The following is a 13,317-nucleotide window of genomic DNA, read 5'->3' on the forward strand; positions in this document are numbered from 1 at the left end:
TGTACTCCTCCACATGTTACCGGGGCGTAAATTCAGGAACTGTTAAGATCCGGAACTCCACAGTATCGTATAGAGTCGCGTTTATGTCTCGAACCAGTGTGCCCAGTTCCCGCCGGTGGTGGACCCTCAGTGTGGTCGCCCTCGCCCAACTCATGGTCGTGCTCGACTCCACGGTGGTGAACATCGCCCTCCCCTCCGCCCAGGCCGACCTCGGCTTCTCCAACGGCGACCGCCAGTGGATCGTCACCGCGTACTCGCTCGCCTTCGCCAGCCTGCTGCTGCTGGGTGGGCGGCTCTCCGACTTGATCGGGCGCAAGCGCACCTTCATCATCGGTCTGATCGGCTTCGCGATCGCCTCCGCGCTCGGCGGCGCGGCCGGCGCCTTCGGCTGGCTGGTCGCCGCCCGGGCCCTGCAGGGCGCATTCGGCGCGCTGCTGGCCCCGACCGCCCTGGCCGTGCTCACCACGACCTTCACCATCCCCAAGGAGCGGGCGCGGGCCTTCGGCGTCTTCGGCGCGATCGCCGGTGCGGGCGGCGCCGTCGGACTGCTGCTCGGCGGCTTCCTCACCGAGTACTTCGACTGGCGCTGGAATCTCTACATCAACGTGGTCATCGCCATTGTCGGGGTCATCGGCGCCGCGATCTTCGTCGACCACCTGCAGCGCACCGGCCCGCGGCCCAAGCTCGACATCCCCGGCACGATCCTGGTCTCGGCCGCGCTGTTCGGCCTGGTCTTCGGCTTTTCCAACGCCGAGACGGATGGCTGGGACTCGCCGCTAACCTGGGGCATGCTCGCGGGTGCCGTGGTGCTGCTCGTCGCGTTCGTGCTCTGGCAGCGGAAGGCCGCGCATCCGCTGCTGCCGCTGCCGATCGTGCTCGACCGCAACCGCGGTGCCGCCTACCTCTCGGTGATGATCGCCGGCGCGGGCATGTTCGGCATCTTCCTGTTCGTCACCTACTACCTGCAGACGTCGCTCGGCTTCACACCGATGCAGACCGGTTTCTCGTTCCTGCCGATGATCGCCATGCTCGTGCTCGCCGCGCAGCTGTCGACGAACATCTTCGTGCCCAGGTTCGGCCCCAAGGTCATGGTGCCGTTCGGCATGGCACTGGGTGCGACCGGCATGATCCTGCTCACCAATCTCAACCTCGACAGCACCTATGCGGCCAATGTGTTGCCGGCGCTGATGATTCTCGGCTTCGCGATGGGCTCGATCATGCCCGCCTCGATGCAGACCGCCACCCTCGGCGTCGACCGCCAGTTCGCGGGCGTCGCATCGGCGATGGTGAACACCAGCCAGCAGGTCGGCGGATCGATCGGCACGGCCCTGCTGAACACCCTGGCGGCCACCGCGGCGGCCGACTATGTTGCCTCGCACCTGCCCGCCACGGCCGAGGTGGCCGCGCAGGCCGCGGTGACCAGCTACGCCGTCGCGTACTGGTGGGGCGCCGGCTTCTTCGCCGTCGGCGGCATCATCGCGGCGCTGCTCTTCCGCCGGATGGGCCACGGCCTGTCCCTGTCAAACGCGCACCTCGCCGCCGAGACCGAGCCGGTGGTCGCCCACTAGGGTCGGTTGCTCTCAAGCACGGGAACGGACGCCGGCTCGAGCGCGGCATCCGTCTTCTCGGAGCGCACGAAGGCGATACCGATCAGGATCAGCAGCCCGCCGACCAGCTGCGGACCGGTGAGCTGTTCGCCCAGCAGGAGCCAGGCGTAGAAGGTGGCGGCCACCACCTCGAGCAGGCCTACGAACGAGGCGAGCCTGGAGCCGAGCATTTCGCTGGCGGCGATGCTGGTGGAGTAGGCGATGGCCGTGGCCACCACGCCGATGATGATGAGCGGCAGCCACCACGGCACCGTTCCGCCGAACATCGCCACATCCGCGGTGGAGGTGGTGAAGGGCACCAGGCCGCTCAGCCCCACGGCACCCAGTAGTACGCCGCCGAGCAGCAGACCGAATCCGGCCAGCGCCACGGCCGGCAGCCCCTCGCTGGGCTGCGCCGCCACGAGGTAGTAGATCGCGCAGCCCACCATGGCGGTCAGCGCCAGGGTGAGGCCGAGCACGTCCAGCTGCACCGACCCGGTCGGGTTCACCACGAGGATCAGGCCGGCCAGCGCCACGATCGAGCCGATGAGCACGACGCGCTTGGGCATCCGCCGGCTGCGCGCCCAGGCCCAGACGACGAGCAGCAGCGGGGCCATGTATTCGATGAGCACCGCGGTGCCGACCGGGATACGTTCGATCGCAGCGAAATAGGCGAGCTGGGTGCCGGCCACGCCGATGACCGCCATCGCGAGCACCCGCCACCGGGCGCGCCAGAGCGTCGCCCAGCGGCCGTGTAGCGCGATGACGGCCACCGGGGCGAGCACGATGCCGCCGATGAGCACCCGCAGGGTCACGGCCGCGGCGGGACTCCAGCCGCTCTCAAGCAGCGGCTTGGCCAGGGCGCCGGACAGGCCGAAGGTGGCCGCGGCGATGAGGGCGATGACCAGGCCGAGCGAGGTGGACGGGCGCGTCATGGGGCTCCACACAGACAGACAGACGACGGAATCGGAGGGGGTGTTGATCATGAAGATAGTGTGGTCGTGAGTAAGGAGTCAATTTGCATTTTGCCCCTGACACCGAGGCGAGTCTGGCGTTCACGGTCGACCTCGCCAATACCGTCGCCGGCGCCACCAAAAGCGGTCTCGACGAACTCGCCACGCCCGCCCAGTTGACGGCGCTTTTTGTGGCCCACCGGTTCTCCGGCCGCCTCGATGGGACCGAGACAGAACTGGCCGAGGTGCGCGCCACCCGTGAGCTCCTGCGCCGCATCTGGCTCCTCGGCCGCGACGCCGCGGCCGAGGAGCTGAACGCCATGTTGCGAAGCGCCAGGGCCCTGCCCCGGCTGATGCGCCACGACGGACTCGACTGGCACCTGCACGCCACCGACCCGGCTGCCCCGCTGGCCGAACGCATCCGGGTGGAGGTGGCCCTGGCCCTCGTCGACGTGGTCCGCACCGACGAGACCGGCCGGCTGCGCGCCTGCGCGGCCCGGGACTGCGCCGGCGTTCTGGTGGATCTCTCCCGCAACGGCTCGAAGCGGTTCTGCAGCATCCGCTGCGGCAACCGGATGAATACCATCGCGTTCCGGCAGCGGGCCGCGGGCTAGGTCAGGGGTGCGGCCGACGCAGGAACAGCTGGCGCAGGGCCCGGATGAGCAGGATGAACCCGACGAGGCCGATCGAGGCACCGAGGAAAGCGAACAGCCGCACGCCCGCCACGAGGTCAGGACCGGTGTCGGAGACCACCAGCACGATGCCCAGGCTGACGGCGGTGATGCCGATCAGCACTCCAATGGCTTCGGTGACGACCGAACCGATCCACCACCTGTCGTCGGGCTCGGCGAAGGCGCGGATGCGCAGACTGAAGGTGCCCTTGGCCAGGGCAGAGCTGATGGTCTCCAGCCGACGCGGCAGCCGACGCGCCGTGGCCTGCAACACGGCGGCCTGCGCCTGAAGCGAACCGAGAAGGCTCTTGGGCGTGACGAGCCGCCGCAGAAAATGCGGCACCCTGGCCAGCGCCGTTTCCACCATGTCGAAGTCGGGGTCGAGGATGTCCAGGCAGCGTTCCAGGGTGATCAGCGACCGCAGCGCCAGGCCCAACGAGGTCGGAACGGCCAGGTGGTGGTCGCGGATGGTGTCGAGCATCGCGGCGAAGATCGAACCGTTGGCGCTGTGCCGGTTCAACGTCAGCACGCGGCCCAGGTCGCGTTGCAGCGAGAGGATGTCGGCATCCGGCGGTGCCTCGACCACCAGCAGCAAGGCATCCGTCGTGGCGATATCGTCGTCGTTCGCCGCCGCGAGCAGCAACGTCACCAGGCCCTCCCGCATGCTGCGCTCCAGCACGCCCACGTTGCCGAAGTCGATCATGCCCAGCATGCCGTCGGCACGCAGCATCAGGTTGCCGGGGTGCAGGTCGGCGTGGAAGATGCCCGTCACGATCACCTGCTCGAGAACCGCATCCAGCAGGGCCGCGGCGAGCGCCCCACGGTCCTCGGGGTCCATTCGGCTCAGCCGCTCGCCCGCGGCGTTCAACGGGAGACCGTCGATGAGGTCCATGGTCAGCAGCCTGCGGGAGCTGGCCTCGGCGTACACGCGGGGCACCACGAGTACCTCGTTCTCCGCCGACGACGCCACCACACTGCCGATCTGTTGGGTACTGCTGAACTCGATGCGGTAGTCCAGCTCGTCTCGCAGCGACCGGCCGAAGCCCTCGGCCAAGGTCACCACGCCGAAGTCGCGCCCCCAGCTGGTCTGGTTCTCAATGCGCTGCGCGAGCCGGACGATGATGTCGATGTCCGCGGCGACCTGAGCCGCCGCGGCCGGCCGTTGCACCTTGAGCACCACTCGGGTGCCGTCCAGCAGGGTTCCGGCGTGTACCTGGGCGACGGATGCCGCCGCGAGCGGCTGCTCGTCGACCTGGGCGAACACGGTGTCCAGCGATCCGCCGATCTCGGTCTCGATCACGGTGCGGATGGCCGGCCACGGCAGCGTCGTCGCTCCGGACTGCAGCGAGGCGAGCGCCCGGGTGTAGCTGGCCGGCAACAGGTCGCGCCGGGTGGAGAGCAGCTGGCCGAGTTTCACGAAGGTGACACCGGCCTCGTTGATGGCCGAGACGAGGGCATCCGGGGTGCGCCCGGCCTTCTTGCCTTCGCGGGGAGCGCCGCCCGGCCTCTCGTTGAGGATCCAGCCGATGCCGTGTTTGGAGAGCAGGGTGAGGATCTGGAGGTAACGCTTGGTGCGCCGGCGCCGGTGCAGGGCCGCCCGGAAGGCGTCGATCGGGTTGGCGGCCGTGGTGGGCCAGAGCGCCTCGGTGGCCACCAGCATGGCCATGCCGAGTGCGAAGACCCAGCCGAACGCGAGGGCCACGAAGAGCAGCACGACCACGATCGGCACCGTGGGCGTGCCGTCGGCGGCGATCACCCGGGCCTGAGTCGAGACGAAGTAGGCGAACGGCCAGCACCCGACGAAGACCAGCAGGCCCACCAGGAAGGTGCGGAGCCAGCCCACCGTGGTGCCGAGCAGGGAGCGGGTGGCGAATCCGATGGCGACGGAAAAAACGAGGGCGACCAGGATGATGACGACCCACGTCCAAAACGATTCCAACAACCCGTGCCCCGCAATCTCTCGCCGTTGGCGCTCAGGCTACCGCGCTGTTGAAGTTCAGTGCAGCAGGAGTGAGTACCGCACCATGTCCCGGGGTGTTCCGCCCACAGACCGCCAGGCGGGCATCAGCTCGGCGCGCGCGAAACCGGCGCGCTCGGCGGTGCGGGCGGAGCCGATGTTCCAGGGCTCCACGTAGAGGTCGAGCCGCGCCAGCGCGGGCAGGGTGCCGGCCCAGTCGGCCAGCGCTCCCAGCGCCGCGGCCGCGTGGCCCCGACGGCGGGCGGTGGGACGGATCCAGTAGCCCACGCTCGCGGAGCCTGGGTCGGCGCGCGGCCAGAGTCCGATCTGGCCGACGGCCCGGTCAGCCGGATCGGCGATGGCGAACGAGTAGCCCTCCCCGGTGCGGGACCGTTCAAGCTGCCGGTCGATGAAGGCCAGCGCGGCAGCGTGATCATTGGTGGCAGGCACGCTGGTGATCAGCGGAATCAGCTCGTCCCCTGATGCCTCTTGGATCAGCGGCGCATCCGTGGCCCTGAAGGAACGGAGGGTGACGCCATCGCCGGGCACAACGGGCAGCCGCAGCGTCACGCGGCGCTCCGGGCCAGCAGGGTGAATGCCGCGGTGGCACGCGGGTTGTCGGCCGGGCACTCGCTGCGGAAGCGGCGGGTGGCCACCCCGGCCTCGTAGGATGCGAACTCGATGTCGAAACCCGACCCCAGCTGCACGGCCAACCCCATCGCCAGGCGGATGCCGGTGGCGGTGAACTCGGCGGCCAGCTCCGGGGTGCGCCAACGGAAGTCCTCGGTCAGCGCGTCGTAGTAGTCGATCTCCCAGCGGATCAGATCGGTGACCAGGGCGGCATCGAGCTGCGTGGCAGCGTACGCGACGGGGTGCGGGCACCAGAGCACCGTGCCGGCGTAGTCGGGCAGGAGGCGCACGAGCACCGCCGACGATGACGTGGACTCACTGACGCAGTCGTCGATCGACCGGCCGGCCCTCTTCTCACCTTGCATGATCGCGCTCCCCCCAGCGTGCTACCGGCTCTCACATTCCCCGGTACCTACGATTTCAGGTGTCGATGATCTGCGCAATTCGCGGCGGGTGCGCTCGGCTAGCTAGCGTCCGCTGGTGCTGACCACCGGGGCTGCGCCACAGGAGGAGGTCTGCGCCTCGGCGACTCGAGGGTCATCCTCTGGCAGGGCGCCCGACACGGCGGTGTATCCATTGATGGCGGTGAGCCCGTCTGTCGACACCGTGATGCCCGTGGCCATCAGGGAATAGCTGTCGTCGCGGTTCTGGGTGACCTGGAGACCGTTCAGCTCGACACCGCCATCGACCTCGAGGCATCCCACTCCGGTGCCGTTGTCGTGGGTGTTCTGCATGTCGAAGGTGTACGGCCGAGCGTCCACGCCGATGGGGGTCACGAACTTGCAGTCCACGAGGGCGTGCAGGGTGGCGCTGCGGCTGTCGTCGAGCACCGTCACGACGACACCATTGTGCAGTGTCGCCGTCCAGCCGTTGTGCCCGCCGGGGCCGGCCAGGTCGTCGGCGAGGGTCACGGTGGCGCCGGAGGCCGTGCTGATGCCGAAGGTGAACGGCGAGGTCGTCTCGTCGTACCACTCGGTGTCGTTCTCGCCGTCGCCGTCGACGTCGGCGATCTCAGCGCTGACCGCCTCGGCGGGCATCGACTCGGCCGTGGCGGGGCAGCCCGTGGGCGTGGCGACGGCGGGGTCGACCGACGAATCCGGGGTCGCATCGGCGGAGTCGCCGGGTTCAGCCGGCGTCACGGCGCTGGTCTGGGCCGCGCCGGACGCCGCGCACCCGGAGAGAGCAAGGGCCAGGAACCCGGCGACGACGAAATACCGACCGGCGGTCCTGGTTTTCGAGTGAACGGTTGACATCAGGATGATGCTACCGACGTTGTCTGGGGGGCCTCCGTGTTTCGGGCGCGCTTTCGGAGGCGATTGCCAGCGTGGACTGCGGGCGGTGTCTGGAGAGCCCGACAACACCATAGGCCGCGATCGCGCCGGCGATGACAAAGGCGATCAGGGCGTAGAGCGGGGCCTCGGACGCCTCACCGAGCACGACGATGCCGATGCCGACCGCCACCAAGGGATCCACCACCGTGAGACCGGCGATCACCAGGTTGGGCGGACCCGTGGAGTACGCGACCTGCACGAACACCCCGCCCACGACCGCCGCCGTGAGAATGCCGCCGACGCACAGCAGGGTGAGCAACGACAGGTCGCCGGCCACCAGCTGGGTGATGGTGAGTTTGGCCAGGGTGGCGACGAAGGCGTAGAGCACCCCGGCGCCGAGCACGTAGGCCACGGCGGTGAGGCGGGAGCGGAGCAGCGTGAAGATCAGGCCGCAGACGATCAGGACGACGCCGAGCAGGATCAGGATGATCGTCACCTGCGGCGGCTGGATGGGCCGGTCGGTGGCGTACACGGCAGCGATGGAGACGAAGATCACGATGCCGCCCACGGACAGGGCCACCGAGCGCAACACGGTTCCGTCGAGCCTGGTGTGCGCGAGCCGGGAGTCCACCACGGTGGACAGCACCAGAGCGGCGACCCCGAGCGGCTGCACGACGAGCAGCGGAGCCAGGCCGAGGCTGGTCAGCTGCAGCAGAATGGCGACCCCCAGCAGCAGCGTGCCGAACAGCCAGGACGGTCGGCGCAACAGGGCCAGGAGCTGGCCGATGCTCATCTTCTGCTGGTCGCCGGGACGCATCCTGGAGGTCTTGCCCACGCCTCGGTGCTGCAACTGAGCGCCGAGGGCCAGGAACACCGTGCCGGCGAGCGCGACAGCGATGCCGAGGTTCTTGCGGGCGACCGGGTCGAGAAACGACACCATCGCATCGGTGGCTTCGGTGGGCATTACGGGCACGAGCACATCCAGACCTTATTTCAGTGCGGCTGCCGCCGACGATTCGGGCGGGTCTCCGCCTGGTCGGCGGTAGGTGTTAGCGTGCCCCCATGAAGCAGAGAGAGCTCTTCCTCCAGGCGGATGCCGCGTTGCGCTCCGTCATCGACCGGATCACCCCTGACGAGCTGATGCGGCCCGCACCGGCCGACTGGGCGGTGACGTCAAACCCCACCGTACGCGACGTTCTGGCCGCGCACGCCCGCGACGAGGCCTGGGTGCCCGATGTGCTGCTCGGCAGAACAATCGAGGACGCGGGCGGCACCTACGACGGCGACCTACTCGGCGACGACCCGATCGCCGCCTACGACCGGCTCAACGACACGGCCACCGCCGCCGTGCAGGAAGACCTCAACCCGGAGAAGGTCGTGCACCTGAGCTATGGCGACTTCACTGTTCGGGAGTACCTCGAGCACATCAGCATCTACCGGGCGTTCCAGGCCTGGTCCATCGCCCGTCACCTCGGCTGGGACTTCGTGTTGCCGGCCGCGTTGGTGGAGACCCTCGAGGAGGTCATCGGCCCGCAGATCGACGGTTTCCGAGAAATGGGGGTGTTCCCACCCGCGGTGCCGGTGCCCGACGACGCCGACCGGGAGACCCGGCTCCTGGGGGCGGTGGGCTACTGGGTGCCGAAGGACTGATCGGTCTCGGCGGCCGACCGGGACCGGCGCGTCTGGTCGGCCAGGGTGATTGCCACGACAAGCACGCAGACTGTCGCGACCAGGACGACCACCACAGTGACTCCCGTGACCTCGGCGAGCAGCGGCACCAGCAGCACCAGGGCCGCCGCGGGCAGGATCACCAGGGGCTGGATCTGCGACCTGGACACCAGAACCGCGTGCACGGCCCACAGGAGCACCAGGAAGACCCCCGCCGGCAGGGCCACCGCATAGCCCAGCGCCACCGGTGACACCCCCAGGTGATGACCGGCCTCGGCCACCGCCACCTCGAGTCCCGCACCGAGGGCCGCGAGCGCGGCGAACACGCCGTAGTGGCCGTACCCCCACAGGAATGAGCGGCCGCGTGCGACGGAGAGCCCCTCCCCCGCGGGCTCGAGGAAGTAGAGCCACCAGATCGCGAACAGTGTCACCAGTGCAGCGGCGGACACGAGCACCAGGTCGCCGCTCACGCCGCCCTCGCTCAGGGCGACCTGGACGCCGTAGGTGGCCGCCAGAACGCTCTCACCGAGCAGGATGATGGTGAACAAGCCGTATCGCTCACTGATGTGGTGCGGGTGCCAGAAGGTCATGCCGGTTCGTTCCGCCCACAGCGGCACGGCCAGGTCGAGCGCCGCGAACACGAGGAACGAGAGCACGCCGACCTCTTCAGGCAGGGCCAACCGGGCCAGCCAGCCCAGTTGCACGAGGCTGACCCCCGCCGCATATCGCCAGGCCGTCACCCGGCTCGCCGGATGCTCGAAGCCGGCGCGCAGCCACTGGGCCACCAGGCCGATGCGCATGATGAGGTAACCCAGCGTGATCGCGCGAAAGTCCTGCTCGGCGAACGCTGCCGGCACCCCGGCGGCGAGTACGAGCACCCCACCCATCTGCAGCATGGTGAGCAGCCGGTAGGGCACATCGTCGGTGTCGTAGGCCGACGCGAACCAGGTGAAGTTCATCCAGGCCCACCAGATCGCGAAGAACACCATCAGGAACGGGCCGACCTCGTCGAAGCCGTGGCCGCCCTTGATGCCGTGCGCGAGCTGCACCACAAGCTGCGCCACCGCAACGACGAAGGTGAGGTCGAAGAGCAGCTCGAGCGGGCTGGCCGCCCGGTGAGCCTCGCCGGTGTCGCGGGCGCTCATGCGCCGGTGGAGTCTGAAGCCGCCCGCATCCGTCATGCGCACAGCATATTGACTGGTCGTTACGAACGCACCAGCCGGGCGATGGCGTCGCCGGCTTCCTTGAGCTTGGCCTGGGCTTCGTCGCCGCCGACGGCCACGGCGTCGACGACGCAGTGGCTGAGGTGGTCGTTGAGTAGGCCCAGGGCCACCGACTGCAGGGCGCTGGTCATGGCCGAGACCTGGGTGAGGATGTCGATGCAGTACTTGTCGTCGGTGACCATGCCCTGCAGCCCGCGGGCCTGGCCCTCGATGCGGCGCAAGCGCTTGAGGTAGTCGTCCTTGTTGGAGATGTAGCCGTGCGGGCCATCGTGGGTGTGGTCTGAGGTCGTCATGGTGCGCTCCTGGCTGTCGGCTGACCCTATACCCCCTCACGGTATCACGATGATGCGCTACAGTACCCATAGGGGGTATCCCCACATCCGTATCGCAAGAGAAGGTTCGCATCATGGCTCAGACAGAAACCGTCACCGACTACCTCGTCACCGGCATGACCTGCGGCCACTGCGTCGCCAGCGTCATCGAAGAGGTGTCCCTGGTGCCGGGGGTCAGCGCGGTGACCGTTGACCTCGCCGTCGGCGCCGCCAGCACCGTGCACGTCACGAGCGCAACCGCCCCCGCACGGTCCGACATCCGCGCCGCCATCGACGAAGCCGGCTACGAACTGCAGACCACCACCGGCGCCGCCGCGTGACCGATCCCGTCGACCTCGTGGTCGGCGGCATGACCTGCGCGTCCTGCGCCGCCCGCATCGAGAAGAAGCTCAACCGGCTGCCCGGCGTGGTGGCCACCGTGAACTACGCCACCGACAAGGCCACCGTGCGCCTGCCGCAGGGCACCAGCATCGACGACGCCATCGCCACGATCGTAGCCACCGGCTACACGGCGCGGCTGCCCGCGCCGCCCGTCGCCGCCCCGGCCGCCGAGCCGATCGAGCTGGATGCCGACACCCTGGCCCTCCGGCGACGACTGATGATCTCGACGATCCTGGCGATCCCAGTGGCCGTGCTCTCGATGGTGCCGGCCCTGCAGTTCACCAACTGGCAATGGCTTGCGCTCACGCTTGCCGCCCCGGTGGCCGTCTGGGGCGCCTGGCCGTTCCACCGTGCCGCCGCACTGAACGCCCGGCACGGTGCCGCGAGCATGGACACCCTGATCAGCGTGGGTGTGCTCGCTGCGTTCGGCTGGTCGCTCTATGCCCTGTTCCTCGGCGATGCCGGAATGGCCGGCATGACCATGCAGATGGACCTGAGCATGACGGGATCGGGGTCCGCCGAGATCTACCTCGAGGTCGCCGCCGCCGTGACCGTGTTCATCCTCGCCGGGCGCTACGTCGAGGCCCGCGCCAAGACCCGCTCCGGCGCGGCCCTGACGGCACTGGTGAACCTCGGTGCCAAGGACGTCGCGGTGCTCCGCGGAACGCTGGAACAGCGCATCCCGATAGCCGAACTCGTCGTCGGTGACGTGTTCGTGGTGCGCCCCGGCGAGAAGGTCGCCACCGACGGCATCGTCGTCGACGGCGCCTCGGCCATCGACACCAGCCTGCTCACCGGCGAGACCGTGCCCGTGGAGGTGGGTCAGGGCGACACCGTGGTTGGTGCCACGGTCAACGCCGGCGGCCGCCTCACGGTGCGCGCCACCCGGGTCGGCGCCGACACCGAACTGGCCCGCATCGGCCGCCTGGTCGAGCAGGCCCAGACCGGCAAGGCGCCGGTGCAGCGGCTGGCCGACCGGGTGTCGGCGGTGTTCGTGCCCATCGTCTTCGTCATTGCATTGGGCACCCTGGCCACCTGGCTGGTGCTCGGCGCCAGCGCCGAGCAGGCCTTCACGGCCGCCGTGGCCACCCTGATCATCGCCTGCCCGTGCGCGTTGGGCCTGGCCACTCCCACGGCGTTACTGGTGGGCACCGGCCGGGGCGCCCAGCTGGGCATCCTCATCCGCGGGCCGCAGATTCTGGAGTCCACCCGCCAGGTGGACACCATCGTGCTCGACAAGACCGGCACCGTCACGACGGGCCGGATGACGCTGCTCGGCGTGCACGTCACGGCGGCGGTGTCCGCCGAGGCCGGCGAGACCGAGGTCCTGCGGTTCGCGGGCGCGGCCGAGGCCGGCTCCGAGCATCCGATCGGTGTCGCCGTCGTGACCGGAGCCGCCGCGAGGGTGGGCGTGCTGCCGGCGGCCACCGACTTCGCCTCGGCGCAGGGCTTCGGCGTGCAGGCCGTCGTCGATGGCCACCTGGTGCTCGTGGGGCGGCCACGCTGGCTCGCCGACGAGTGGCAGATCACCCTGCCCAACGACCTGGAAGCCGCTCTCGACGCCGTCGAGGGTGCCGGCCAGACGGCCGTCGTCGTGGCTTGGGATGGCGAGGCCCGGGGCATCCTGACCGTCGCCGACGAGGTCAAGCCCTCCAGCGCCGCGGCCGTCGCACAGCTGGTGGCCCTCGGCCTCAGCCCGGTGCTACTCACCGGGGACAACCCCACCGTGGCGCGCTCCGTGGCCGACCAGGTGGGAATCGGCGAGGTCTTCGCGGGAGTGCTGCCCGCGGAGAAGGTGGAGCGGGTGCGTGCCCTGCAAGCCGCCGGCCACGTCGTGGCGATGGTCGGGGACGGGGTGAACGACGCCGCGGCTCTGGCCGCCGCCGACCTCGGCATCGCGATGGGCACCGGCACCGACGTGGCCATCGAGGCCAGCGACATCACCCTCGTGCGGGCCGACCTGCTCGCCGTGGTCGACGCCATCCGACTCTCACGGCGTACTCTGGGCACCATCAAGGCCAACCTGTTCTGGGCGTTCGCCTACAACGTGGCCGCGATCCCGCTCGCCGCTCTGGGCCTGCTCAACCCGCTGATCGCGGGCGCGGCGATGGCGCTGTCGTCGGTGTTCGTGGTCACCAACAGCCTGCGCCTGCGCGGGTTCCGGGCGTCGAGCTAACGCGCTCCTCCGGCCGTGCCGTGTTTGGCGCCCGGCAGCCGCCAGGCCAGCACGGCCGTGACCAGGCCGACGACGCCGAACACGACCTGCAGCGGGTGGAAGCCGATCAGCGAGAACTGCACGATCTCGAAGAGCACCAGGCCCACGCCGGCGGCCAGCGAGAGCAGGCGGGCGTAGGGCCCGCGGCGCCACTGCCAGACGGCCGTGACCGCGAAACCGAGGCCCACGAACAGCGCGAGGGCGGCGCCGGGCAGCAGCCAGTTCTCGAATGCGGTTCCCTCGAGGGCCGCGGAATCGGCCATCAGGAGTGAACCGTCGGGGGCGAGCATCAGCAGCACCCCGCCGGCCAGCGCGGTCACGCCGGTGACGGCCTCCAGCACGATCACGGTTCTCTCTGATCCGGTGCGGGTGGGGGTCGGATTTCGCTGGGGGGCTTGGATGCGGTGGGTGCCGGTTGCCGTCATGCCCC

General features: G+C 69.6%; 14 protein-coding genes. 5 read left to right on the forward strand and 9 right to left on the reverse strand.

The genetic code is table 11. The annotated features are described in order from the left end of the window. Positions 1-83: 83 nt before the first annotated feature. Positions 84-1,568 carry an MFS transporter gene (locus tag RCH12_RS08530; RefSeq protein ID WP_327016618.1) on the forward strand — a complete coding sequence of 495 codons (1,485 nt, stop codon included), beginning with the start codon at positions 84-86 and terminating at the stop codon, positions 1,566-1,568. Here the strand turns inward: RCH12_RS08530 and RCH12_RS08535 are convergent. Then, positions 1,565-2,521, reverse strand: coding sequence for an EamA family transporter (locus RCH12_RS08535; RefSeq protein ID WP_327016619.1), 957 nt, complete (start codon positions 2,519-2,521; stop codon positions 1,565-1,567). The genes RCH12_RS08530 and RCH12_RS08535 overlap by 4 nt on opposite strands. 83 nt (positions 2,522-2,604) lie before the next feature. Between RCH12_RS08535 and RCH12_RS08540 the strand changes: the two genes are divergently transcribed. Further along, on the forward strand, positions 2,605-3,153 hold the full coding sequence (locus tag RCH12_RS08540; protein WP_327016620.1) for a CGNR zinc finger domain-containing protein: 549 nt from the start codon (positions 2,605-2,607) through the stop codon (positions 3,151-3,153). A 1-nt stretch (position 3,154) separates the two neighbouring features. On the opposite strand, the gene RCH12_RS08545 is transcribed toward RCH12_RS08540, so the two are convergent. The 5 genes from RCH12_RS08545 to RCH12_RS08565 form a co-directional block, all read right to left on the reverse strand. Next, positions 3,155-5,152 (reverse strand): ABC1 kinase family protein, encoded by a 1,998-nt coding sequence (locus tag RCH12_RS08545; protein ID WP_133163842.1) that lies wholly within the window; start codon positions 5,150-5,152, stop codon positions 3,155-3,157. A gap of 54 nt (positions 5,153-5,206) precedes the next feature. Further along, the gene (locus RCH12_RS08550; protein ID WP_327016621.1) at positions 5,207-5,737 is read right to left on the reverse strand and encodes a GNAT family N-acetyltransferase; all 531 of its coding nucleotides are present in this window, start codon (positions 5,735-5,737) and stop codon (positions 5,207-5,209) included. Then, positions 5,734-6,162 carry a hypothetical protein gene (locus RCH12_RS08555; protein WP_327016622.1) on the reverse strand — a complete coding sequence of 143 codons (429 nt, stop codon included), beginning with the start codon at positions 6,160-6,162 and terminating at the stop codon, positions 5,734-5,736. The genes RCH12_RS08550 and RCH12_RS08555 overlap by 4 nt, the downstream gene beginning before the upstream one ends. A gap of 102 nt (positions 6,163-6,264) precedes the next feature. Beyond that, positions 6,265-7,050, reverse strand: coding sequence for a hypothetical protein (locus RCH12_RS08560; protein WP_327016623.1), 786 nt, complete (start codon positions 7,048-7,050; stop codon positions 6,265-6,267). A gap of 10 nt (positions 7,051-7,060) precedes the next feature. Continuing rightward, a complete protein-coding gene (locus RCH12_RS08565) occupies positions 7,061-8,047 on the reverse strand; it encodes a DMT family transporter (protein ID WP_243399183.1) in 987 nt (328 codons plus the stop codon). Positions 8,048-8,130: 83 nt separating this feature from the next. Here RCH12_RS08565 and RCH12_RS08570 point away from each other — a divergent pair, with 83 nt between their 5' ends. Then, complete coding sequence (locus RCH12_RS08570; RefSeq protein WP_327016624.1) at positions 8,131-8,718, forward strand: hypothetical protein; 588 nt, start codon at positions 8,131-8,133, stop codon at positions 8,716-8,718. Here RCH12_RS08570 and RCH12_RS08575 read toward each other — a convergent pair. Beyond that, a complete protein-coding gene (locus RCH12_RS08575; RefSeq protein WP_327016625.1) occupies positions 8,697-9,881 on the reverse strand; it encodes a low temperature requirement protein A in 1,185 nt (394 codons plus the stop codon). The two genes, RCH12_RS08570 and RCH12_RS08575, sit on opposite strands and share 22 nt — an antisense overlap. A 59-nt stretch (positions 9,882-9,940) precedes the next feature. Continuing rightward, the gene (locus RCH12_RS08580; RefSeq protein WP_327016626.1) at positions 9,941-10,252 is read right to left on the reverse strand and encodes a metal-sensitive transcriptional regulator; all 312 of its coding nucleotides are present in this window, start codon (positions 10,250-10,252) and stop codon (positions 9,941-9,943) included. 113 nt (positions 10,253-10,365) lie between these two features. On the opposite strand from RCH12_RS08580, the gene RCH12_RS08585 reads away from it, so the two are divergent. Beyond that, the gene (locus tag RCH12_RS08585; RefSeq protein ID WP_088455380.1) at positions 10,366-10,611 is read left to right on the forward strand and encodes a heavy-metal-associated domain-containing protein; all 246 of its coding nucleotides are present in this window, start codon (positions 10,366-10,368) and stop codon (positions 10,609-10,611) included. A 29-nt stretch (positions 10,612-10,640) separates the two neighbouring features. Beyond that, entirely contained in the window at positions 10,641-12,848 is a 2,208-nt protein-coding gene (locus tag RCH12_RS08590) for a heavy metal translocating P-type ATPase (RefSeq protein ID WP_327016667.1), read from the forward strand. On the opposite strand, the gene RCH12_RS08595 is transcribed toward RCH12_RS08590, so the two are convergent. Next, positions 12,845-13,312 carry a hypothetical protein gene (locus tag RCH12_RS08595; RefSeq protein WP_103431494.1) on the reverse strand — a complete coding sequence of 156 codons (468 nt, stop codon included), beginning with the start codon at positions 13,310-13,312 and terminating at the stop codon, positions 12,845-12,847. The genes RCH12_RS08590 and RCH12_RS08595 overlap by 4 nt on opposite strands. Between the last annotated feature and the right edge of the window lie 5 nt (positions 13,313-13,317).

The organism is Cryobacterium sp. MP_3.1 (assembly GCF_035984795.1).
GTDB lineage: Bacteria > Actinomycetota > Actinomycetes > Actinomycetales > Microbacteriaceae > Cryobacterium > Cryobacterium zongtaii.

Coding starts and splice junctions, on each gene's coding strand:
- RCH12_RS08555 (WP_327016622.1), bottom strand. CDS start 6,162: ATGCAAGGTGAGAAGAGGGCCGGCCGGTCGATCGACGACTGCGTCAGT.
- RCH12_RS08570 (WP_327016624.1), top strand. CDS start 8,131: ATGAAGCAGAGAGAGCTCTTCCTCCAGGCGGATGCCGCGTTGCGCTCC.
- RCH12_RS08590 (WP_327016667.1), top strand. CDS start 10,641: ATGACCTGCGCGTCCTGCGCCGCCCGCATCGAGAAGAAGCTCAACCGG.
- RCH12_RS08530 (WP_327016618.1), top strand. CDS start 84: ATGTCTCGAACCAGTGTGCCCAGTTCCCGCCGGTGGTGGACCCTCAGT.
- RCH12_RS08580 (WP_327016626.1), bottom strand. CDS start 10,252: ATGACGACCTCAGACCACACCCACGATGGCCCGCACGGCTACATCTCC.
- RCH12_RS08585 (WP_088455380.1), top strand. CDS start 10,366: ATGGCTCAGACAGAAACCGTCACCGACTACCTCGTCACCGGCATGACC.
- RCH12_RS08575 (WP_327016625.1), bottom strand. CDS start 9,881: ATGAGCGCCCGCGACACCGGCGAGGCTCACCGGGCGGCCAGCCCGCTC.
- RCH12_RS08560 (WP_327016623.1), bottom strand. CDS start 7,050: ATGTCAACCGTTCACTCGAAAACCAGGACCGCCGGTCGGTATTTCGTC.
- RCH12_RS08535 (WP_327016619.1), bottom strand. CDS start 2,521: ATGACGCGCCCGTCCACCTCGCTCGGCCTGGTCATCGCCCTCATCGCC.
- RCH12_RS08595 (WP_103431494.1), bottom strand. CDS start 13,312: ATGACGGCAACCGGCACCCACCGCATCCAAGCCCCCCAGCGAAATCCG.